Origin of the sequence: Geobacillus sp. FSL W8-1251 (genome assembly GCF_038005945.1) — a bacterium.
GTDB lineage: Bacteria > Bacillota > Bacilli > Bacillales > Anoxybacillaceae > Geobacillus > Geobacillus stearothermophilus.
In genome coordinates, this window is the sequence record NZ_JBBOUF010000001.1 from 2813765 (window position 1) to 2836773 (window position 23009).

Annotated in this window: 23 protein-coding genes and 1 pseudogene; all 24 read left to right on the top strand. The window is 56.2% G+C overall.

The genetic code is table 11. The features are described 5' to 3' along the window. Positions 1–10: 10 nt before the first annotated feature. The 24 genes and pseudogenes from NSS88_RS14890 to NSS88_RS15005 all read left to right on the top strand — a co-directional run bounded on the left by NSS88_RS14890 (position 11) and on the right by NSS88_RS15005 (position 22926). On the top strand, positions 11–733 hold the full coding sequence (locus tag NSS88_RS14890) for a hypothetical protein (RefSeq protein ID WP_033013993.1): 723 nt from the start codon (positions 11–13) through the stop codon (positions 731–733). 161 nt (positions 734–894) lie between these two features. Beyond that, entirely contained in the window at positions 895–2373 is a 1479-nt protein-coding gene (spoIVA, locus tag NSS88_RS14895; RefSeq protein WP_055358572.1) for a stage IV sporulation protein A, read from the top strand. A 547-nt stretch (positions 2374–2920) separates the two neighbouring features. After that, positions 2921–3193, top strand: a complete 273-nt coding sequence (locus NSS88_RS14900; protein ID WP_008879623.1) for an HU family DNA-binding protein — start codon at positions 2921–2923, stop codon at positions 3191–3193. 132 nt (positions 3194–3325) lie between these two features. Further along, complete coding sequence (gene folE, locus NSS88_RS14905; RefSeq protein WP_033013996.1) at positions 3326–3892, top strand: GTP cyclohydrolase I FolE; 567 nt, start codon at positions 3326–3328, stop codon at positions 3890–3892. 13 nt (positions 3893–3905) lie between these two features. Continuing rightward, positions 3906–4130, top strand: a complete 225-nt coding sequence (gene mtrB, locus NSS88_RS14910; RefSeq protein ID WP_033013997.1) for a trp RNA-binding attenuation protein MtrB — start codon at positions 3906–3908, stop codon at positions 4128–4130. Between the two features lie 61 nt (positions 4131–4191). Continuing rightward, positions 4192–5022, top strand: a complete 831-nt coding sequence (locus tag NSS88_RS14915) for a heptaprenyl diphosphate synthase component 1 (RefSeq protein WP_049624818.1) — start codon at positions 4192–4194, stop codon at positions 5020–5022. Between the two features lie 4 nt (positions 5023–5026). Further along, positions 5027–5731, top strand: a complete 705-nt coding sequence (menG, locus tag NSS88_RS14920) for a demethylmenaquinone methyltransferase (RefSeq protein ID WP_033013998.1) — start codon at positions 5027–5029, stop codon at positions 5729–5731. Positions 5732–5746: 15 nt separating this feature from the next. Continuing rightward, complete coding sequence (gene hepT, locus NSS88_RS14925) at positions 5747–6709, top strand: heptaprenyl diphosphate synthase component II (RefSeq protein WP_033009740.1); 963 nt, start codon at positions 5747–5749, stop codon at positions 6707–6709. A 98-nt stretch (positions 6710–6807) separates the two neighbouring features. After that, on the top strand, positions 6808–7257 hold the full coding sequence (gene ndk / locus NSS88_RS14930; protein ID WP_044744929.1) for a nucleoside-diphosphate kinase: 450 nt from the start codon (positions 6808–6810) through the stop codon (positions 7255–7257). 72 nt (positions 7258–7329) lie between these two features. After that, the gene (locus tag NSS88_RS14935) at positions 7330–8100 is read left to right on the top strand and encodes a CheR family methyltransferase (RefSeq protein WP_055358573.1); all 771 of its coding nucleotides are present in this window, start codon (positions 7330–7332) and stop codon (positions 8098–8100) included. 99 nt (positions 8101–8199) lie between these two features. Next, positions 8200–9366, top strand: a complete 1167-nt coding sequence (gene aroC, locus NSS88_RS14940; RefSeq protein WP_047819336.1) for a chorismate synthase — start codon at positions 8200–8202, stop codon at positions 9364–9366. A gap of 2 nt (positions 9367–9368) precedes the next feature. Beyond that, positions 9369–10466: a 3-dehydroquinate synthase gene (gene aroB / locus NSS88_RS14945; protein ID WP_055358574.1), complete on the top strand. Its 1098-nt coding sequence runs from the start codon at positions 9369–9371 to the stop codon at positions 10464–10466. After that, positions 10466–10846: a chorismate mutase gene (gene aroH / locus NSS88_RS14950; protein ID WP_033010070.1), complete on the top strand. Its 381-nt coding sequence runs from the start codon at positions 10466–10468 to the stop codon at positions 10844–10846. The genes aroB and aroH overlap by 1 nt, the downstream gene beginning before the upstream one ends. A 230-nt stretch (positions 10847–11076) precedes the next feature. Next, complete coding sequence (trpE, locus tag NSS88_RS14955) at positions 11077–12603, top strand: anthranilate synthase component I (RefSeq protein WP_033014003.1); 1527 nt, start codon at positions 11077–11079, stop codon at positions 12601–12603. Next, positions 12597–13616, top strand: coding sequence for an anthranilate phosphoribosyltransferase (gene trpD / locus NSS88_RS14960; RefSeq protein ID WP_049624821.1), 1020 nt, complete (start codon positions 12597–12599; stop codon positions 13614–13616). Before trpE ends, trpD begins: the two co-directional genes overlap by 7 nt. Beyond that, positions 13609–14385 (top strand): indole-3-glycerol phosphate synthase TrpC, encoded by a 777-nt coding sequence (gene trpC, locus NSS88_RS14965; protein ID WP_053532478.1) that lies wholly within the window; start codon positions 13609–13611, stop codon positions 14383–14385. The genes trpD and trpC overlap by 8 nt, the downstream gene beginning before the upstream one ends. Beyond that, positions 14372–14995: pseudogene (locus NSS88_RS14970) on the top strand (phosphoribosylanthranilate isomerase); the annotation flags it as partial. The gene trpC and the pseudogene NSS88_RS14970, both read left to right, overlap by 14 nt. A 109-nt stretch (positions 14996–15104) precedes the next feature. Next, positions 15105–16319, top strand: coding sequence for a tryptophan synthase subunit beta (gene trpB / locus NSS88_RS14975; protein WP_055358575.1), 1215 nt, complete (start codon positions 15105–15107; stop codon positions 16317–16319). Further along, positions 16300–17109 carry a tryptophan synthase subunit alpha gene (gene trpA, locus NSS88_RS14980; protein ID WP_171698129.1) on the top strand — a complete coding sequence of 270 codons (810 nt, stop codon included), beginning with the start codon at positions 16300–16302 and terminating at the stop codon, positions 17107–17109. Before trpB ends, trpA begins: the two co-directional genes overlap by 20 nt. Before the next feature lie 32 nt (positions 17110–17141). Next, positions 17142–18239 carry a histidinol-phosphate transaminase gene (gene hisC / locus NSS88_RS14985; RefSeq protein WP_033014006.1) on the top strand — a complete coding sequence of 366 codons (1098 nt, stop codon included), beginning with the start codon at positions 17142–17144 and terminating at the stop codon, positions 18237–18239. An 89-nt stretch (positions 18240–18328) separates the two neighbouring features. Continuing rightward, positions 18329–19432 carry a prephenate dehydrogenase gene (locus NSS88_RS14990; RefSeq protein WP_055358576.1) on the top strand — a complete coding sequence of 368 codons (1104 nt, stop codon included), beginning with the start codon at positions 18329–18331 and terminating at the stop codon, positions 19430–19432. Positions 19433–19460: 28 nt separating this feature from the next. Beyond that, positions 19461–20750 (top strand): 3-phosphoshikimate 1-carboxyvinyltransferase, encoded by a 1290-nt coding sequence (gene aroA / locus NSS88_RS14995; protein ID WP_055358577.1) that lies wholly within the window; start codon positions 19461–19463, stop codon positions 20748–20750. Positions 20751–21079: 329 nt separating this feature from the next. Then, positions 21080–22336 carry a tetratricopeptide repeat protein gene (locus tag NSS88_RS15000; RefSeq protein ID WP_341085197.1) on the top strand — a complete coding sequence of 419 codons (1257 nt, stop codon included), beginning with the start codon at positions 21080–21082 and terminating at the stop codon, positions 22334–22336. A gap of 56 nt (positions 22337–22392) precedes the next feature. Then, positions 22393–22926: a ReoY family proteolytic degradation factor gene (locus tag NSS88_RS15005; protein WP_033014010.1), complete on the top strand. Its 534-nt coding sequence runs from the start codon at positions 22393–22395 to the stop codon at positions 22924–22926. Positions 22927–23009: the final 83 nt, after the last annotated feature.

The window sequence follows — 23009 nt, forward strand, 5'->3', positions numbered from 1 at the left end:
TGGAGGAACTATGAAATGGATTGCTCGCTTTCTTTTAGCCTGTTTGTTTCTCGTGCCGCTTTCCGGCTGCTTGTATCCGCAAGAGCGGCTTAAGCAAAACCAAATTCCATACAAAGACCAAGTGGCGGCCGTCCAATCGGCGGTTGACGAATACCGGAAGGCGACCGGCGGATTGTTGCCGATCAAGACGCGCGACATGAAAACACCGATGTATTTAAAATATCCGGTTGACTTTCAAAAGCTCGTTCCCCGCTACATGCAGGAACCGCCGGGCAACGCCTATGAAAGCGGGGGTGTTTTCCAGTATATGATCATCGATGCGGAAACGAACCCGACGGTCAAGCTTCTTGACCTGCGTCTCGCTGAGCGCATCCGCGATTTGAAGCTGCGGCTTTCGATGTATACGGATCGGCACGGTTATCCGCCATTTCAAGATGTCGTCGCACCGGGCGTATTTACGCTCGATTACAAAAAGCTCGGCTATAAAGAGCCGCCTTATGTCGTCAGCCCGTTTTCCGGCAACAACTTGCCGTTTGTCATCGACGGGAATGGAGAAATTTACATTGACTACCGTTCTGATTTGTATGCGGCGTTGAAAAAATATCCGCACCACTACAAGCCGGGTGACGATATTCGCCCGATTTTGACCGACCATTCGCTGTTCGTGCCGGCGTACTCCCTTCCGTACACGATCGACGCCAAGACGAACGAGCCGATTTTTTTCACGAAATGAGTCATCATCCCTTCTCTGGAAAAATACATTCTAGAGAAGGGATTTTTATTTATGGTTTTTAGTCATAACCGAATCGGACAACATCATATGCATATAGTGTCCGACTATGCTAGCTCATTCCAATGTTTCTTATAACGACCGAAGGACTGGAGGGGAGTCATTTGGAAAAGGTCGATATTTTTAAAGATATCGCCGAGCGGACCGGCGGCGACATTTACTTAGGGGTCGTCGGCGCTGTCCGCACCGGGAAATCGACGTTTATTAAGCGGTTTATGGAGCTTGTCGTCATTCCGAACATTAAAAACGAAGCCGACAAGGCGCGCGCCCAGGACGAACTGCCGCAAAGCGCCGCGGGCAAAACGATCATGACGACGGAGCCAAAGTTCGTGCCCAACCAGGCGGTGACGGTGAAAGTCGACGAGGGGCTTGAAGTCAACATCCGTCTTGTCGACTGCGTCGGCTATGCTGTTTCCGGCGCGAAAGGGTACGAAGACGAAAACGGGCCGCGGATGATCCACACGCCTTGGTATGAAGAGCCGATCCCGTTCCAAGAGGCGGCGGAAATCGGGACAAGAAAAGTCATCCAAGAACATTCGACGATCGGGGTCGTCATCACAACGGACGGCACGATCGGGGAAATTCCGCGCCAAGCCTATGTAGAAGCGGAAGAACGGGTCATTAGCGAGCTCAAAGAAGTCGGCAAGCCGTTCATTATGATCGTCAACACCGTTCGGCCGCACCATCCGGAAACCGAGGCGCTTCGCCGCGAGCTCGCCGAAAAGTACGACATTCCGGTGCTCGCCATGAGTGTGGAAAGCATGCGCGAAGCCGACGTGTATAACGTGCTTCGTGAAGCATTATATGAATTCCCGGTGCTTGAAGTGAACGTCAACTTGCCGAGCTGGGTGATGGTGCTGCGCGAAGATCATTGGCTGCGCGAAAGCTATCAAGAAGCGGTGCGCGACACCGTCAAAGACATCAAACGGCTGCGCGACGTCGACCAGGTTGTGCAGCAGTTTGCCGAGTACGATTTCATCGAAAAAGCGGCGCTTGCCGGCATCGAAATGGGGCAAGGGATCGCCGAAATTGACTTGTATGCACCGGATGAGCTGTACGATCAAATTTTAAAAGAAATCGTCGGCGTCGAGATTCGCGGCAAAGACCATCTGCTTCAGCTCATGCAAGACTTCGCCCATGCGAAAGCGGAATATGACCAAATCGCCGACGCGCTGAAAATGGTCAAACAAACCGGTTACGGCATCGCTGCGCCCGCTTTGTCTGACATGAGTCTTGACGAACCGGAAATCATCCGCCAAGGGTCGCGCTTTGGCGTCCGCCTCAAGGCGGTGGCTCCGTCAATCCATATGATCAAAGTCGACGTCGAATCCGAATTTTCTCCCATTATTGGAACGGAAAAACAGAGCGAAGAGCTTGTCCGCTATTTGATGCAAGATTTTGAAGACGATCCGCTGTCGATTTGGAACTCCGACATTTTCGGCCGTTCGCTCAGCTCGATCGTCCGCGAAGGCATTCAGGCGAAACTCGCGCTCATGCCGGAAAACGCCCGCTACAAGCTGAAAGAAACGCTTGAACGCATCATCAACGAAGGCTCCGGCGGCCTCATCGCGATTATTTTATAGAAAAGCGGCGGCGAGCCGGAGCTAGACAATAAGAAAAGCGGAGGCGTCGAGATTTGCTCCCCCGGTCGGGGGCTTTTTTTTGTTTTTTTGAATCATGGATCTTTCACGGGGGAAAAATCGTTGAAACCCTTGAGAAATAAGGATTGGCACTTGATTATGCGCATGGCGTTATGGTAATCTTTTATCTGAAATCGTTGTTTTGGTGAAATATGCCTAAAATTGGCCGCTTTGGCGAAAAAAATGTTGAATTATCGCGATAAATTGGTTAAGATTAGGCATGTCACTGCATCTTGGCGGAATCAAGGCAGTTCCGCCTAAAAGCGGCGGGCGGCGCTGAACGGTCAAGGGGACGCTTCCATCGGCGGCACGGGCGCATGTTCTGTCAGTCTTTCTGAACGAAGGCAGAATCATTGGCTGCACCGGTGCGACGCCTTTCATGCGCCGGCCTTTTCGCCGCCGAAGCCGTCAACGTCTATGTATAGAAAAGCAGAAAAGTGTGCACAAATGGTAGTAAACAAGAACAGCTCCTTGGGAGGAGGTGAATGACATGAACAAGACGGAATTGATCAACGCGGTAGCCGAAACAAGCGGTCTTTCCAAAAAAGATGCAACAAAAGCCGTTGATGCGGTATTTGACTCGATTACAGAAGCGTTGCGAAAAGGCGATAAAGTGCAATTAATCGGCTTTGGGAACTTTGAAGTGCGCGAGCGCGCCGCCCGGAAAGGACGCAACCCGCAAACGGGCGAAGAAATGGAAATTCCGGCGAGCAAAGTTCCTGCATTCAAACCGGGTAAAGCGTTAAAAGATGCCGTAAAATAAGCCTACATAGCTGAGGCAGGAGCTAGGAGGAAAGGGCTGGTGTTGCACCGCCCTTCTTTTTTGTTTTTTTTTGCTCTCTATGTTAGAATCGGATTACATGCAGTTTTTCTAATGCAGGAGGATGTTGTTTGCATGCCGGAGATCAATTTTGCGCAAATTGAATATGCAGTCCGCTTGATTTTGGAAGCGATTGGGGAAGACCCAAACCGTGAGGGGCTTGTCGACACGCCGAAACGAGTGGCGAAAATGTACGCCGAGGTGTTCGCCGGACTGCACGAAGACCCCAAGGAGCATTTTCAAACCGTATTCAGCGAGGAACATGAGGAGCTTGTGCTCGTTAAAGATATTCCGTTTTACTCGATGTGCGAGCACCATTTAGTGCCGTTTTTCGGCGTTGCCCACGTCGCCTACATCCCACGGGAAGGAAAAGTAACCGGGCTAAGCAAGCTCGCCCGGGCGGTCGAAGCGGTGGCGCGCCGCCCGCAGCTACAGGAGCGCATTACGGCGACAGTCGCCGATTCGATCGTCGAAGCGCTCGAACCGCACGGGGTGATGGTCGTCGTCGAGGCGGAACATATGTGCATGACGATGCGCGGCGTGAAAAAGCCGGGGGCGAAAACGGTGACAACGGCAGTGCGCGGCGTGTTTGAAACGGATGTTGCCGCCCGTTCGGAAGTGCTTTCGCTCATTAAAGCATAAGGAGGGGGAAAGGATGTATACGAACAGCGACTTTGTTGTCATTAAAGCGCTTGAAGACGGAGTGAACGTCATTGGATTGACGCGCGGGGCGGATACACGGTTCCATCATTCGGAAAAGCTCGATAAAGGCGAAGTGTTGATCGCCCAGTTTACAGAGCACACGTCGGCGATTAAAGTGAGAGGCAAGGCGTATATTCAAACGCGCCATGGCGTCATTGAGTCGGAAGGGAAAAAGTAAGTTGGCAAATGTCTAGCAAACTAGAGCGTTTTCGACAAAATTATGTTATAATGAGTCCGTTATGGTGGTGCGGATATTTTCGGGGACAAGGGTGGTTCATGTGGATGACATCACGGTGAAATTGGCGTCATTGAAAGAACAAATTGAGCAGCTGCTCCATCACCCATATTTGCGCGAGCATTTGCCGGCGCCGGCGATCGATGAAGATCGCCTGCTGCTCTCGCTGTCAATGCTCGATGGCGCTTCAACGGCGCCGAGTGAGGCGGAGCGGTGCATCATCGCCATGATGCTCATGCAGATCGCCCTTGATACCCACGATGAGGTGACAGATGACGGCGGCGACTTGCGGGCGCGGCAGCTTGTCGTCCTGGCCGGCGACTTGTACAGCGGGCTGTACTATGAGTTGTTGGCGCGTTCGGGCGAAACGGCGCTCATCCGCTCGTTCGCCGAGGCGGTCCGCGATATTAACGAGCAAAAAGTGCGGCTTTACGAAAAAAAAGTAGAGCGGATCGAGTCGTTGTTTGCGGCGGTCGGCACGATCGAATCGGCGTTGCTTGTCAAGCTCGCCGACCGCATGGCGGCGCCGCAGTGGGGGCAGTTTGCCTATTCGTATTTGCTGATGCGGCGTCTGCTGCTCGAGCAGGAAGCGTTCATCCGCACGGGAGCTTCGGTGCTCTTTGAGCAAATGGCGCAAATCGCGTTCCCGCGCGCGAAAACGTTGACGAAAGAGCAAAAGCGGCATTTGCTCCGCTTTTGCCGCCGCTATATCGACGGCTGCCGGGAGGCGCTGTTTGCGGCGAAACTGCCGGTCAACGGCCTGCTGCAGCTCCGCGTGGCCGAGCTTTCCGGCGGGTTTCAAGCCATCGCCAAAAAGACGGTGGAAGAAGGGTAGAACGATGCATCAATCGAAAGAAGAGCGAGTCCATCGCGTATTTGAAAACATTTCTGCGCATTATGACCGGATGAACTCCGTCATCAGCTTCCGCCGCCACTTGAAGTGGCGCAAAGACGTGATGCGGCGGATGAATGTGCAAAAAGGCAAAAAAGCGCTCGATGTGTGCTGTGGGACGGCTGACTGGACGATCGCCTTGGCGGAGGCGGTCGGTCCGGAAGGGAAAGTGTACGGCCTTGATTTCAGCGAAAACATGCTGAAAGTCGGCGAACAGAAGGTAAAAGCGCGCGGGTTGCATAATGTGAAGCTCATTCACGGCAATGCGATGCAGCTGCCGTTTCCTGACAATTCGTTCGATTATGTGACGATCGGCTTCGGTTTGCGCAACGTCCCTGACTATATGACCGTGCTTAAGGAAATGCACCGGGTGACGAAGCCGGGCGGCATAACCGTCTGCCTGGAAACGTCGCAGCCGACGTTGTTCGGGTTTCGTCAGCTTTACTATTTTTACTTCCGGTTTATTATGCCGCTGTTTGGCAAGCTGCTGGCGAAAAGCTATGAGGAGTACTCGTGGCTGCAGGAATCGGCGCGCGAGTTTCCGGGGCGGGACGAGCTGGCCGAGATGTTCCGCGCCGCCGGTTTTGTCGATGTCGAGGTCAAACCGTACACGTTTGGCGTGGCGGCGATGCACTTGGGCTATAAACGGTGAGTTAAGGTGAACAACATGAAGTTAAAGGCGATGTATTCGTTTTTAAGCGATGATTTAGCGGCGGTCGAAGAGGAGCTTGAGCGGGCGGTTCAGTCGGAATACGGGCCGCTTGGGGAAGCGGCGCTCCATCTGTTGCAGGCGGGCGGAAAGCGGATCCGTCCCGTTTTTGTCTTGCTTGCCGCCCGCTTCGGCCAATATGACCTTGAGCGGATGAAGCATGTTGCCGTTGCGCTCGAGCTCATTCATATGGCTTCGCTCGTCCACGACGATGTGATCGACGACGCCGATTTGCGCCGCGGCCGGCCGACGATCAAGGCGAAATGGAGCAACCGGTTCGCCATGTACACAGGGGATTATTTGTTTGCCCGCTCGCTCGAACGGATGGCGGAGCTCGGCAACCCGCGCGCCCATCAAGTGTTGGCGAAAACGATCGTGGAAGTGTGCCGCGGGGAAATTGAGCAAATTAAAGACAAGTACCGGTTTGATCAGCCGCTGCGCACGTATTTGCGGCGCATCCGTCGGAAAACGGCGCTGCTCATCGCCGCGAGCTGCCAGCTTGGCGCCCTCGCTGCCGGCGCGCCGGAGCCGATTGTGAAGCGGCTGTACTGGTTCGGCCATTATGTCGGCATGTCGTTTCAAATTACCGACGACATTCTCGATTTCACTGGGACGGAGGAACAGCTCGGCAAACCGGCCGGAAGCGACTTGCTGCAAGGAAACGTCACCCTTCCTGTGCTGTATGCCTTGAGCGATGAGCGGGTGAAGGCGGCCATTGCAGCTGTCGGTCCGGAAACGGACGTTGCGGAAATGGCGGCGGTCATTTCCGCCATTAAGCGGACGGACGCCATTGAGCGGTCGTATGCGTTAAGCGACCGTTACCTTGACAAGGCGCTTCACCTTCTTGACGGACTGCCGATGAATGAGGCGCGCGGCCTGTTGCGCGACCTCGCCCTTTACATCGGGAAAAGGGATTATTAACGCTTTCAAGGACGTTGTTGCTAATGGCGCGAAACAATGGTACTATGGTGGTTGGGAATCCGTTTCCTAGTACATACGACAGTAGGGGTGGAGAATGAATGGCAGAACGGACATTTTTAATGGTAAAGCCAGACGGGGTTCAGCGCAATTTGATCGGCGAAATTGTTTCGCGCTTTGAGAAAAAAGGCTTCCAGCTTGTTGGAGCGAAGCTGATGCAAGTGTCGCGCGAGCTGGCTGAGCAGCACTATGCCGAACATAAAGAGCGTCCGTTTTTCGGCGAGCTTGTCGACTTTATTACATCCGGGCCGGTGTTTGCGATGGTGTGGGAGGGCGAAAATGTAATCGCCGCCGCCCGGCAAATGATGGGGAAAACGAACCCGCAGGAAGCCGCACCGGGCACGATTCGCGGCGACTTCGGCTTGACGGTCGGCAAAAACGTCATTCACGGCTCCGATTCCCCGCAAAGCGCGGAACGCGAGATCAACCTGTTTTTCAAAGAAGAAGAGCTTCTCCACTATACAAAACTGATGAACGAATGGCTCTATTAACAAAAAGACCGGCCGCCCATCGGCCGGTTTTTGCCGTTTTTGTACATTGACAGGAGAGAGGAACAGGGGAAGATGGACGATTATGCGCAATTCATTGCCAAAGTGAAGCGAAAAACCGGCATTGACTTATCGCTATATAAGGAAGCCCAGATGAGGCGGCGTTTGGCGTCGTTGTACATGAAAAAAGGGCTAAAGAGCTTTGCCGAGCTGTTTGCAGCGATGGAAAAAGACTTGTCGCTCTGGCATGAATGTCTTGACCGGATGACGATCAACGTGTCCGAGTTTTATCGCAACGCCAAACGATGGGAGGTGCTTGAACGCGTCATTTTGCCGCGGCTGTTGACGAAACATCCGCGCCCGAACGTGTGGAGCGCCGCCTGCTCAACCGGCGAGGAGCCGTACACGCTCGCGATGGTGCTCGCAAAACGATTGCCGCTTCACCGCGTGTCGGTGTTGGCGACCGACATTGATGATAATGCGCTCGCCCGCGCGCGCCTCGGCTTGTACAGCGAACGGTCGCTTGTAGAGTTGCCCGAGGAAATGAGAAAAAAGTTTTTTACGAAAGAAGGCGAGTATTATAAAATAGACGAAAGGCTGAAACAAACGGTCAAGTTTCAAAAGCACAACTTGCTCGCGGATCCGTTTCCGCGCAACATGGATTTGATCGTTTGCCGCAACGTGCTCATTTATTTCACTGAAGAGGCGAAGCAGATGCTGTATCGGAAATTTCATGATGCGCTCCGGCCCGGGGGCGTGCTGTTTGTGGGGAGCACGGAGCAAATTTTTAACCCGTCCTTATACGGTTTTGAAGTCGAGGAGACGTTTTTTTATCGGAGAAAATAGCGGGTGCCGCGCTCTTTTTTTACAGAAACTATTTTCATTTTTCAAATTTATGATATATTTTTACATAAACGCGTTAAAGAGCTGAAGGGAGAGACAAACATGCGCTACTTGACAGCAGGGGAGTCGCACGGGCCGCAATTGACGGCGATTTTGGAAGGAGTGCCGGCTGGGCTTGAGCTGCGCGCCGAGCATATCAACAAGGAGCTGGCGCGCCGGCAAAAAGGGTATGGGCGCGGGCGGCGCATGCAAATCGAAAAGGACGTGGTGAATATCACCGCCGGCGTCCGGCACGGGAAAACGCTCGGCTCGCCGATTGCGCTGGTTGTGGAAAACCGTGATTTTAAACATTGGCAAACGATTATGGCCGTTGAACCGATCGATGATGAAACGGAGATCAAACGAAAAGTGACGCGTCCGCGCCCGGGTCATGCCGATTTAAACGGCGCCCTGAAATACGGACATCGCGATATGCGCAATGTGCTTGAACGCTCATCGGCAAGGGAAACGACGGTGCGCGTGGCGGCCGGAGCGGTGGCGAAGCGCATTTTGGAGGAAGTGGGCATCCGCGTCGCCGGGCATGTCATCGAAATCGGCGGGGTGCGCGCAAAGAAGCTTGATTACCGCTCCCTGGAGGAATTGCAAAATGTGACAGAAGAGTCGCCGGTGCGCTGTTTTGATCCGGAAGCGGGACAAAAAATGATGGAAGCGATCGATTTGGCAAAGAAAAACGGTGATTCGATCGGCGGCATCGTCGAAGTGATTGTCGAAGGCGTTCCCGCCGGGGTCGGCAGCTACGTTCATTACGACCGGAAGCTCGATGCGAAAATCGCGGCGGCGATCGTCAGCATTAACGCCTTTAAAGGCGTCGAATTCGGGATCGGGTTTGAAGCGGCGCGCCGCCCGGGAAGCGAAGTGCACGACGAAATCATTTGGAGCCCGGAACAAGGCTTTTCGCGCCGGACGAACCGCGCCGGCGGCTTTGAAGGCGGGGTGACGACGGGGATGCCGATCGTCGTGCGCGGTGTAATGAAGCCGATTCCGACGCTGTACAAACCGCTGCAAAGCGTCGACATCGACACGAAAGAACCGTTTGCGGCAAGCATCGAGCGGTCGGACAGCTGCGCTGTGCCGGCGGCGAGCGTCGTTGCCGAAGCGGTCGTCGCCTGGGAAGTGGCGGCGGCGATCGTCAGCCAGTTCGGGCAAGACCGGATCGATTTGATTAAAGAAAACATCGAGCGCGCCCGCCGCTATGCAAAGGAGTTTTAACGATGATCGAACGGACGATTGAAACGGCGACGAAGCAATACCCGCTCCTCTTAGGCGACGGAGCGGTCCGCGCGTTGCCGTGCTTGCTTCGGGCGCTCTCCTGCCCGCCGGGGACGAAGATGTTGATCATCACCGACGATGTGGTGGCGCCTCTTTATTTGGATGAAGTGCGCGCCACGCTTGCCGCTGCCGGTTATGATGTGTATGCCTACATCATTCCAAACGGCGAGGCGGCGAAGTCGTTTGACAACTATTACGCCTGCCAGACGGCGGCTCTTCAGTGCGGCCTTGACCGCCGCTCGCTCATTGTCGCGCTTGGCGGCGGCGTCGTTGGCGATTTGGCCGGATTTGTGGCCGCCACCTATATGCGCGGCATCCGCTACATTCAAATGCCGACGACGCTTTTGGCCCACGACAGCGCCGTCGGCGGCAAAGTCGCCATCAACCATCCGCTTGGCAAAAATATGATCGGCGCTTTCCACCAGCCGGAAGCGGTCGTCTATGATACCGCCTTTTTGCGCACGCTGCCTGAGCGCGAGCTCCGTTCAGGATTTGCCGAGGTGATCAAACATGCGCTCATCCGCGACCGCCGCTTTTACGACTGGCTGCGCGCAGAAATCAAGACGCTCGCCGACTTGCAGGGCGGCAAGCTCGCCTATTGCATTGAAAAGGGCATTGATATTAAGGCGTCCGTCGTGCGTGAAGATGAAAAAGAAACCGGGGTGCGCGCCCATTTGAATTTCGGCCATACGCTCGGCCATGCGCTCGAGAGCGAGCTCGGCTACGGCGTGCTGACCCATGGGGAGGCGGTGGCGGTCGGCATGCTGTTTGCCATCTTGGTCAGCGAGCGGCTTTACGGCCGGTCATTTGCCGAGCACCGCTTTGCCGAATGGTTCGCTGCGTACGGCTTTCCGGTTTCGCTCCCCGACGGGCTGGCGCCTCACCGGTTGCTCGAGAAAATGAAAGGCGACAAAAAGGCGTACGCTGGGACGGTGCGGATGGTTCTTTTGCGTGAAATCGGCGATGTGGAAGTCGTGGAACTCGAAGATGACAAGCTGCTCGCGTGGCTGTGCGAGTTTGCTGGACAGGGGGGAGAGTGATGATCCGCGGCATTCGCGGGGCGATTACAGTGGAGCGAAACGAGGCCGGAGAAATTATAGCGGCAACGGAAACGTTGCTGCGCGAAATGGTCCGCGCCAACGATGTTGCCGCCCATGACGTTTCGTTCGTGCTCATTTCCGTCACTGACGACATCACGGCTGCGTTTCCGGCTCAAGCTTTGCGCCGCCTTGACGGCTGGACGTACGTGCCTGTCATGTGCACGCGAGAAATTCCAGTGCCCGGTTCGCTGCCGCGCTGCATCCGCGTCATGATGACGGTGGAGACAGACAAACGGCAAGATGAGATTTGCCACGTCTATTTAAAGGATGCAGCCATGCTGCGGCCGGATTTGTCGTTGACAAAAAAAACAGAAATGTAATATAGTTAAAATAACTTCTTTGCCCGCCGCCGGCGGGCTGCCAGAAGCCGAGCAAGAGCTGAGAACGAGTGCAGGGTAGATGAGAATGAGCGAGTTTAGCTGAGGTGAGCATTGATTCCCTTTTGCTTGCATCTGCCCAAAGACAATGGTCTTTGGGCGTTTTCTTTCCCCATTTTCGCCTCATAAACTCTCATTCTCCGCCCGATGAATCAGAAAGGGAGGAGAAAGGGATGTCCATTGATCGGCTAGCCGCTTTTTTAGCGGATGCTCGCCAGTTTCGCACCATCCCGATCATGCGCAAATTTTTAGCCGATGTCATCGAACCGTTGCAAGTGTTTGCCAATTTGCGCGAGGAAGCGGTGTTTCTGCTTGAAAGCAAAGACGACGAATCGCCATGGGCGCGTTATTCGTTTATCGGCGTGGCCCCATTTTTGACGCTTGAGAGCGAGACAGGAGAAACGTTTTTGATCAAAGACGAGAACGGAAATGTCCAAATGACGGCGTCGACGTTGAAAGAAGCGTTTCAAGCGGTCGAGCGGGCGCTTTGCGTTAAGCCGCTCGCCGAAGCGGCGCCGTTTACGGGCGGCGCGGTCGGCTTTTTAGGCTATGATTTCATTTCCGCCATTGAAAAGGTGCCGCGCCATCGTGCCCCCGACCTAGCCATGAAAGCCGGGCATTTTGTGTTTTGCGAGTCGCTGTTCGCTTTTGATCACGAAAAACGCGAGCTGTCTCTCATTCATTATATCCGGTTGAAGGGTCATGAAACGATGCAGGAGAAAATCGCGATATACCGAGCCGCCGAAGAACGCATCGCCGCGCTGGCAGCGAAAGCGTCGCGCCCTCGGGCCGAACAGCCGCTGCTGCCGGCCGAAGACGAGGCCGAGCGGGCCGCCTTGTTCTCGAAAGCGTCGTCCAATTACGAAAAAGAGCAATTTTTGCGTGACGTCGAGGCGGTGAAACAGTATATTGCGGCCGGCGATGTATTTCAGGCGGTGCTGTCGCAGCGGTTCTCCGTCCCGGTGCAAGCGGGTGGGTTCGCCATTTATCGCATCTTGCGCCACATCAACCCGTCGCCGTACATGTTTTATTTTCGGCTTGACGGCATTGAAATTGTCGGTAGTTCGCCGGAAAAGCTCATCCAAGTGCGCAACCGGCGCGCCGAGATCGACCCGATCGCCGGAACAAGGCGGCGCGGACGCTCGCCGGCGGAGGATGAAAAGCTCGCCGACGAGCTGTACCATGACCCGAAAGAGCGGGCGGAGCATTATATGCTCGTCGATTTGGCGCGCAATGACATCGGCCGGGTGGCGAAGTACGGAACGGTCGAGGTGCCGGTGTTGATGGAAATCGGCAAGTTCTCTCATGTGATGCATTTAATTTCCAAAGTCGTCGGCGTGCTTGACGACGACATCCACCCGATCGACGCGCTCTTGGCTGCTTTTCCGGCTGGAACGGTGAGCGGGGCGCCCAAAGTGCGGGCGATGCAAATCTTGCAGGAGCTCGAGCCGACCGCCCGAGGATTGTACGCTGGAGCGATCGCGTACATCGGCTTTGACGGCAGCATTGATTCGTGCATCGCCATCCGGACGGCGGTCATTAAAGACGGTTATGCGTACGTGCAGGCCGGCGCCGGCATTGTCGCCGACTCGGTTCCGGAGCTTGAATGGAAAGAGACGCGCAACAAGGCGAGCGCCCTCATTTACGCCATCGAACAAGCGGAACGATTATTTGCGAAAGGGGAACAGATCGTATGTTAAAGCGGTTGCTTTCCAAATGCGCGGAAGGGGAAACATTGACGGAAGCGGAAGCGTACGAAGCCATGAATGCCGTGATGTCCGGCGAGGCGACGGACAGCCAGATTGCGAGTTTGGTATCCATCTTGCGCGTGCGCGGCGAGACGGTCGATGAGATCGCCGGGTTTGTGCGGGCGATGCGCGATCGGATGACCACGATCGACGCCGGCGATGACGTCATCGACACGTGCGGGACGGGCGGCGACGGGGCGGCGACGTTCAACGTCTCGACAGCGGCGGCCATTGTCGTTTCGTCGCTCGGGGTCAAAGTCGCCAAGCACGGCAATCGCGCCGTTTCCTCGAAAAGCGGAAGCGCCGATGTGCTCGAGCGGCTCGGCATCGACATTCCCGCGTCGCCTGAGGCCGCCAAACAGGCGCTCGAAACAAAAGGATTGGCGTTTTTGTTCGCCCCCTTGTATCATGCGGCGATGAAATATGCTGCCGGCCCGCGGAAAGAGATCGGGTTTCGCACGATCTTCAATTTGATCGGCCCGCTGGCCAATCCGGCGCGTTGCAAGCGGCAAGTTATCGGCGTCTATTCGACCCGCTACGCCGAGAAGCTGGCGGAAACGATGCGCCGTCTCGGCTCTGAGCACGTGGTGTTTGTCACCGGCCGCGACGGGCTCGATGAGTGCAGCATCGCCGCTGAGACGGATGTTGTGGAACTGAAAGACGGTGACATTCGCCGTTTCGTCCTCACTCCGGAAAGCGTCGGCCTGCGGCGCGGCGGGCTCGCTGACGTGCAAGTGCGCAGTTCGGAGGAAAGCGCCGCACTGCTTGAAGCCGTCATGGACGGCACGGCGCCGGCGAGCGCGATCGATATCACCGCCCTCAACGCCGGCGTTGCGCTGTACGCAGCCGGCAAGGCGGAGACGATCGCCGCTGGGGTGGCGATGGCGAAAGACGCCATTTTGGTCAAAACGGCGTACGAGCAGCTGCAGCGCCTGCGCCGAAAGGAAGTGGTCCACGGTGCTTGAGCAAATTTTGGCAACCAAACGGGAAGAACTCGAAACATTGACCATGCCAGAACCGCTGCCGGAGCCGAAGCGCCGGCCGTTCGCCGCGGCGCTCCGGCGGCCGCGGCGGGCGCTCGGTTTGATCGCTGAAGTGAAAAAGGCGTCGCCGTCAAAAGGCCTCATTCGCGCCGATTTTGATCCGGCGGCCATCGCCAAAGCATACGAGCGCGCCGGAGCCGATGCGATCAGCGTGTTGACGGATGAACGTTACTTCCAGGGACACCGCAGCTATTTGCGCCTTGTGAAAGAAACGGTGGATATTCCGGTGCTGCGCAAAGATTTCATCATCGACCGCCGGCAAGTGGAAGAAAGCGCCCGGCTCGGGGCTGACGCGATTTTATTGATCGGCGAGGCGCTGGCGCCGGAAACGCTCGAGGCGCTTTACCGCGAGGCGTACGACATCGGGTTGGAATGCCTCGTCGAAGTGCACGCAAAAGAGACGCTCGAGCGGCTGCTTGACCGGTTCACTCCGGAAGTGATCGGCATTAACAACCGCGACTTGCATACGTTTGTGACGGCGCTTGAGGCGACAAAAGCGCTGGCGCCGCTTATTCCGCCGTCATGCGTTATCGTCAGCGAAAGCGGGATCAGCTCTTGGCGCGACGTCGAAACGGTCCGCTCGTACGGGGCGCAGGCGATGCTCGTCGGCGAGTCGCTCATGCGCCAGGCGGACGTCGAGCGGGCTGTCTACCGGCTGTTCGGGGAGGATGGCGGCCATGATCCGGCTTAAATATTGCGGCAACCGCTCCGCCGAAGATGTGCGGGCCGCCTTGGCAAGCGGGGCGGACTACCTCGGGTTTATTTTTGCGGACAGCAAGCGGCGCGTCTCGCCTGCTGAGGTGAAGCGCTGGCTGGCGTCAGCGCCGCTTGGCGGCAAACAGCTCGTCGGGGTGTTTGTCAATGCCGCGGCGGAGCAGATTGCCGCTGTCACTGCTGAATTGCCGCTTCATATCATCCAATGCCATGGCCGCGAGACGCCAACTGAGGTGGCTGCTGTGAAAGAAGTGACACGGCGCGCTGTTTGGAAGGCGATCCATCACGACGATGGAGCGCTTGAGGCGATGAAGCAGTACGCTGGGGTGGCTGATGGCTATGTTGTCGACAGCCGCGTCGCCGGCTTGTGGGGCGGGACCGGCGTCGCGTTCGACTGGGAGGCGGTGCCGCGCTATTTGGAAGAAGCGGCGCGCCAAGGCGTGCCCTGCTTCATCGCCGGCGGCGTCACACCGGACAATATTGAGCGACTGCTCCTCTACCGCCCGGATGGCATCGATATCAGCAGCGGCATTGAAACGGACGGGCGCAAAGATCCGAAAAAGATGAAACAGATTGAAGAAAAAATAACATATTGGGCTAAAGAAACAAAGGATGTTTTCGAAACCGCAGCGAACACATGCCCAGACAACGTTGGAGCATGTTTCACGTTTGGAAACAAGAAGGTGGGGATGAGTGATGGAACGCGTTCCGAATGAACATGGGCGGTTTGGCGATTTCGGCGGCAAGTTTGTCCCGGAGACGCTCATGCTTCCGCTTGAGGAAATCGAAGCCGAGCTTGACAAAGCGCTGGCGGACGAATCGTTCAAACAAGAATATATCCGCATTTTGCAGCACTACTCCGGGCGGCCGACTCCGCTCACGTTCGCGCCGAATTTGACACGGCAGCTTGGTGGCGCGAAAATGTATTTAAAGCGCGAAGATTTAAACCATACCGGCGCCCATAAAATCAACAATGCCATCGGCCAGGCGCTTTTGGCGAAACGGATGGGCAAGAAAAAGCTGATCGCGGAAACCGGCGCCGGCCAACATGGGGTGGCGGCCGCGACCGTGGCGGCCCATTTCGGGATGGACTGCATCGTCTTTATGGGAGAGGAAGACATCAAGCGGCAAGAGTTGAACGTATTTCGCATGAAGCTGCTTGGCGCGGAAGTGGCGCCGGTCTCAAGCGGCAACCGGACGTTGAAAGACGCGACAAACGAGGCGATTCGCTATTGGGTCGCCCATTGCGACGACCATTTTTACATGATCGGCTCGGTGGTCGGCCCGCACCCGTACCCGAAAATGGTGCGCGAGTTTCAACGCATCATTGGCGATGAGGCGAAAGAGCAGTTTCTCGCCTGCGAAGGGAAGCTGCCCGATGTCATCGTCGCCTGCGTTGGCGGCGGCAGCAACGCCATCGGCATGTTTTACCCGTTTTTGCAAGATGACGTCCGCCTTGTCGGGGTGGAAGCCGCCGGCAAAGGCATTGACACCCCTTACCATGCCGCGACGATCACGAAAGGGACGAAAGGGGTCATCCACGGGGCGATGACGTACTTGCTGCAGGATGAGTACGGGCAAATTGTCGAGCCGTACTCGATCTCAGCCGGCCTCGATTACCCCGGCGTCGGTCCGGAGCATGCCTATTTAGCGAGCATCGGCCGCGTCCGCTACGAAAGCGTGACCGACGAGGAAGCGGTCGCGGCGTTTCGGCTGCTGGCGCAAACAGAAGGCATCATTCCGGCGATTGAGTCGGCCCATGCGGTGGCGAAAGCCGTGGAGCTCGCCCAAGCGATGTCGCCGGATGAAACGGTGCTCATTTGCCTGTCCGGCCGCGGCGATAAAGACGTGCAAACGATGATGCGCCATCTTGGCGCGAAAGAAGGTGAAGATGTTGCTGCTATCCGTTAATCCGCCGCTGTTTATTCCCTTTATTGTCGCCGGCGACCCGTCGCCTGAGGTGACGGTGGATTTGGCCTTGGCGCTTGAGGAGGCCGGCGCCGATCTATTGGAGCTTGGCGTGCCGTACTCCGACCCGCTCGCCGACGGACCGACGATCCAGCGCGCCGCCGCCCGGGCGCTTGCCGGGAACATGACGTTGCCGAAAGCCATTCATCTCGTCGCCGAAATGCGAAAAAAGGGGGTAACCATTCCGATTATTCTCTTTACGTATTACAATCCTGTGTTACAATTAGGAGAAGAGTCCTTTTTTGCTTTAGCGCGGGAAAATGGCGCCAACGGCGTGCTCATTCCCGATTTGCCGTTTGAAGAAAGCGGTCCGCTCCGCGAACTGGGCGAGCGGTTTGGCCTTCCGCTCATTTCGCTCGTCGCGCCGACGTCAAAGCAGCGGATTGAGCGGATCGCTTCGGCAGCGCAAGGGTTTTTGTATTGCGTTTCCTCGCTTGGCGTCACCGGTGTGCGCGAAACGTTGCCGGAGTCGCTTGGCGATTTTGTCAGTGAAGTCAAGCGGCATAGCCGTGTGCCGGTCGCTGTCGGGTTCGGCATCTCCACGCCCGAACAAGTGGCGATGCTGAAAGAGGTGTGCGATGGCGTCGTCATCGGCAGCGCCCTTGTGCAAAAAGTGGAACAGTTGGGGGAACGGCTGCTGGCGCCGGAAGAAAAAGAAGCGGCCATCGCCGAGTTTGCCGCCTACGCCCGCTCGCTCGCCGCGCCGCTTCACGCGCCGTGTTCTTTGCGCTAAAAGTTCCGATGATGAAGGAGTTGGCAACGCGAATGCAAGTGAAAGAGCAGCTTCGGGGACTTCCCCCATACCAGCCGGGAAAATCGATTGAGGAAGTGAAGCGGGAATACGGCCTTTCTGATATTATTAAACTAGCTTCCAATGAAAATCCGTATGGGTCGTCGCCGGCGGCCAAAGCGGCCATCGCCGCCGAGCTTGACCGTCTTGCCGTTTATCCGGACGGCTACGCCCGCACGCTGCGCGAAAAGGTGGCAACGCATCTTGGCGTCAAGGAAACGCAGCTTTTGTTTGGCAACGGCTCGGATGAAGTTGTGCAAATTTTTTGCCGCGCCTTTTTGGAGCCGGGCACGAATACGGTGATGGCGGCGCCGACATTTCCGCAATATCGCCATAACGCGGTCATCGAGCGGGCGGAAGTGCGCGAAGTGCCGCTTGTCGACGGGCGCCATGACTTAGAGGCGATGCTGTCTGCCATCGATGAACGGACGCGCCTCGTTTGGATTTGCAACCCGAACAACCCGACCGGCACGTATGTGAACGAAACGGAATTGCGCGCCTTTTTGGACCGCGTGCCGCCGCATGTGCTTGTCGTGTTGGATGAAGCGTATTATGAATACGTCACGGCTCCCGATTATCCACAGACGGTGCCGCTTTTAAATGAATACAGCCAGCTCGTGGTGATGCGCACGTTTTCAAAGGCGTACGGGCTCGCCGCGCTCCGTATCGGCTACGGCATCGCCAGCGAAGCGCTCATCCGCGCCGTTGAACCGGCGCGCGAGCCGTTTAACACGTCAACCGTCGCTCAAGCGGCCGCGGCGGCTGCGCTTGATGACCAGGCGTTCCTCCGCGCCTGCGTCGAACGAAACCGCGCCGAACTCGAGCGGTATTACCGCTTTTGCGACGAGCACGGCCTCAAGTACTATCCGTCGCAAACAAATTTTGTATTTATCGATTTCGGCATTGATGGCAATGAGGTGTTTCAATATTTGCTCGAGCGGGGCGTGATCGTCCGCTCCGGCCGGGCCCTCGGTTTGCCGACCGGTGTGCGCGTCACGATTGGCACGAAAGAGCAAAACGACCGAGTGTTTGAAACGATTGCTAGCATGCTGCGGGAAAAACAGCTCGCCTGACCGGCTTCGCGGCCGCCCAGGCGGAACGATGAGCCCGTTGCTTTTCAGAAGCAGCGGGCGTATGTTTACATACAAAGAAGGTGAGACCATTGGAAGGAAACGTGTTTATCGTCGGCCTCGGCTTAATCGGCGGGTCGATCGCCTTAGCCATTAAAAAGGCGCATCCAGCAGCAGTCGTCATCGGCTACGATGTCAACGGCCATCAGCTTGGTTTGGCGCGTTCGCTTAAGGTGATTGACGAAACGGCTCGCACGCTTGAGGAGGGGTTTGCCGCCGCGGATTTGATTGTTCTTGCCACTCCGGTCATGCAGACCGAATCGATTTTAGCCGCCATGCCGATTGAGCAGCTGAAGCGCGGTGTGATCGTCACCGATGTTGGCAGCACGAAGCAGCGCATCGTCCAAGGCGCGCGCCGTCTGTTGGAGGCGGGCGTGGCGTTTATCGGCGGCCATCCGATGGCCGGATCGCATAAAAGCGGAGTGGCGGCCGCCCGCGCCCATTTGTTTGAAAACGCCTTTTACATTTTGACGCCGACGGATGATGTGCCGCTCGAACGGGTGGAAACGCTAAAACAATGGCTTTCCGGGACGAAGGCGCAGTTTGTCGTGTTAACGCCGGAAGAGCATGACCGCATCACCGGGGTGATCAGCCATTTTCCGCACTTGATTGCCGCCAGCCTCGTCCATCAGGCGCGCGAGTACGAAAGCAAAAACGCTCTTGTCAGCCGGCTTGCGGCCGGCGGCTTCCGCGATATTACGCGCATTGCATCGAGCAATCCGGAAATGTGGCGCGATATTCTCATTCATAATAAACGCGAGATGCTCGCGCTGTTTGACCGCTGGATGGCGGAGATGGAGCGGCTGCGCTCGTTTGTCGAGGAAGAAAACAGCATCGCCATTTACCATTACTTTCTCGAAGCCAAGCAGTTTCGCGATGGGCTGCCGGCGCGGACGAAAGGAGCGATCCCGTCGTTTTACGATTTGTATGTCGATGTGCCGGACTACCCGGGCGTCATTTCCGAGGTGACCGGCTATTTGGCGCAGGAAAACATCAGCATTACTAACATTCGCATTATTGAGACGCGCGAAGAAATTTACGGGGTGCTCCGCCTCAGCTTCCAAAGCGAAGACGACCGGGCGCGGGCGAAGGCGTGCCTCGCCAAGCATACGAACTATGCGACATATGAAGGATAGCAACGAAAAAACAATGGAGGGATGTTGCATGCAGCTGCCAACAAACGTGTCATCGCTCCGGGGGACGCTTGAAGTGCCCGGCGACAAATCGATTTCCCACCGCGCCGTCATGCTTGGGGCGCTCGCTTCCGGCCGGACGGTCATCGATCACTTTTTGCCCGGCGCCGATTGTTTAAGCACGATCGATTGTTTCCGCCGCCTTGGCGTCGACATCCGCCGGGACGGGACGCATGTTGTGGTTGAAGGAGCAGGGCCGGGCGGGCTGCGTGAGCCAAGTGCTGTGCTTGATGTCGGCAACTCTGGCACCACGGCGCGCCTGCTTTTAGGCATTTTGGCCGGACAGCCGTTTCACGCCTGTCTCATCGGCGACGAGTCGATCGCCAAGCGGCCGATGGCGCGAGTGACGAAGCCGCTTCGCGAAATGGGAGCGCACATTGACGGGCGCGATGGCGGGAATTATACGCCGCTTTCCATCCGCGGTGGTGCTCTCCGTCCGCTTCGCTACACCTCGCCGATCGCAAGCGCTCAAGTGAAATCGGCGATTTTGCTTGCCGGCTTGTTTGCCGACGGGGTGACGTCTGTGACCGAGCCGCACCGCTCGCGCGATCATACGGAGCGGATGGTTCGGCTGTTCGGCGGCGAGATGAAAGTGGAAGGCTTGACCGTCTCGGTCGCCGGTCCGCAGCGTTTGCGCGGAACGCACGTTTACGTTCCCGGCGACATTTCCTCGGCCGCCTTTTTCCTTGCCGCAGGGGCCATTGTGCCGAACAGCGAAATTACGCTGAAAAACGTCGGCCTAAATCCGACGCGGACCGGCATTATTGACGTGCTCATACAAATGGGCGCTGAGATTGCAATTGAACATGTCCGCCATGAGGACACAGAGCCGGTCGGCGACATCACGGTCCGCACGTCGGCGCTTGGCGCTGTCGAAATTGGCGGCGACTTGATTCCAAGGTTGATCGATGAAATCCCCATCATCGCCTTGCTCGCGACGCAAGCCGAGGGGACGACGGTCATTAAAGACGCCAGTGAATTGAAAGTAAAAGAGACGAACCGAATCGATACAGTTGTTACGGAGCTGAAAAAGTTCGGCGCCGATATTGAAGCGACCGATGACGGCATGATCATCCGCGGCAAAACGCCGCTCGCGGCCGATGGGATCGTCGTAGACAGCCATGGCGACCACCGGATCGGCATGATGCTCGCCATCGCCGCCTGCTGCGCCAAAGGCACGGTCCGTCTTGAGCGTCCGGAGGCGGTCGCTGTCTCGTACCCGGCGTTTTTCTCTGATTTGCGCTCTTTAGTAAACGGGTGAGAACGAACGTCCAAGGATGGAGCGAAAGCGGGAGTGAACCCGCCGGCTGTTGATGCCCCCGCCCCAAGCGGGCGGGCGGTCATATTTTGCATTGTCCGTTCATATGTTGTCAATAAGAGGAATAATTGGCGCCGCTTTTTGAAATCGGATACATTACCCAACAGCTGGTGCGGCGCGGTTGGCGAGCGGATCGGTTGCCGAAACGGCGATTGTCGATTATGATAAAACATGTTCCCGTTGTGCCGGTACATACCAATGCGGACAGCGAGGGCGGGAAGCGCCGCCCTGTCAGGCAACCTACTTGTCGTTGTAAGAGAGGTTTCGAAACCATGACACGTGTTGAACAAATCATTCGTCTAGTGGAAAACGGAAATGTTGACGAAGCGTTGGCGCTTGTGCCAAAAGTGAAAAAGTACGGCAGTGATGAGGAAAAATATACGCTGGCCGACTGTCTATACTCATGGGGGATGCTCGAGGAGGCAAAAGAGCTGCTCGAGGAACTGGCCAGCCGCTATCCGGACGACGGCGACGTCCGTCTGTTTTTGGCGGAAGTGTATACCGAGCTTGAAGCTGAAGACGAAGCGCTCGCCATTTTGATGGACATCAGCGAAGACGATCCGCAATTCGTCCGGGCGTGCCTGCTTGCGGCGGACCTGTATGAAATGCAAGGGCTGACCGAAGTCAGCGAACGGAAGCTAAAACAAGCGTACGAGAAAGCGCCGGATGAACCAGTCGTGCAATTCGCCTTAGCGGAGTTGTACTTTTCGCTCGGCGAGTACGCCAAAAGCGTGCCGCTTTATGAACAAGTGAGGAAAACGAACCGGGAGATCGCCGGCGTTTTGGTCGCTGAACGGCTCGCCGAGTCGCTTAGCCGCATCGGGGAGTTTGAGGCGGCGCTTCCGCACTATGAGGCGGCGCTTAACGAAAAAACGGACAGCCGGACGCTGTTCGCCTATGGGTTCACCGCCTTGCAGGCCGGCTATACGCAAACGGCCATTGACAAGCTTGGCGCCTTAAAAGAGCTTGATCCTGACTATGCTCCGCTTTACTTATATTTGGCCAAAGCGTATGAACAGGAAGGACAGCTTCAAAAAAGCTACGAAACGGTGCGGGAAGGCATCAGCATCGATGAATGGAACAAAGAGCTCCGCCTGTATGCCGGCAAGCTCGCGCTGAAACTGAACAAACCGGCCGAAGCGGAAGAGCAATTGCAAAAGGCGCTTGAAATCGACAATGGCTATGTCGAGGCGCTGACGGTGTTATCGGCGCTTTGGCTTCATGAGCAACGCTATGAGGACGTCGTGTCGCTCCTCGAGCGGGCGATGGCCGACGGCGAGTATGATCCGCAGTTTGAGTGGGATTTAGGGCGCGCCAAACACCGGTTGGAGCTGTATGATGATGCATTAAACCATTACGCCGAGGCATATAATTTCTTTAAGCATAACGTCGATTTTCTCGAAGAGTACGGATATTTTCTCATCGAAGAAGGAAATCGGGCCGCAGCGAGAGAAATATTTCAACAAATTGTTGTTCTCGACCCAAGCCATACGGAAGCGGCCGAGATGCTGCTTGAGCTCGAGGAGTAGGGGAGAAGCGGTGATCGAACCTCTTTCTTGGAAACCGATCGAGGGGGAAGCGCACAATGACGCACGTATCCGTCAATGAAAAAAAAGAATTCATCCGTTGGTTTTTAAGCCACTATCAGTTGAAACGGCGCGAATGCGTCTGGATTTTAAACTATTTGATGAGCCACGACCAATTGATGCAAAAGGTGCACTTTGTCGAGAACGCCCAATATTGCCCGCGTGGCATCGTGATGTCGACCCATTGCGTGGATGACGTGCCGTTTCGCTTCTACAAAGGGAATGTGATGACAACCGATGCAGAGAAATCGTTCCATGACATCCGTTTAAACCGCGACGAAGATATTTACATTCAACTGAATTTCCGCGCTTCTTTTCATTCGCCGCAATATGTCGCCGTGCTTGAGGAAAATCCGCACGCGCCCAAACAGGCGCAAGTGAGCGAAAACGACCAGCGCCTCGCCGAGCAGTTTTTGGAACGCTCCATTTACGAATTCCGGCGCGGGCGGCTCATGAAGCTGATTGACGAGGCGCTCGACCGCCATGATGAAGAGGCGTTCCGCCGCCTGACCGATGAATTAAACAAATTGTAAAAACCTTGCCGCCGGCAAGGTTTTTCTTTTGTCGAAAAATATGGTATGGTGATAAGGAACGAACTTTATGGCAAAGGGGAGTA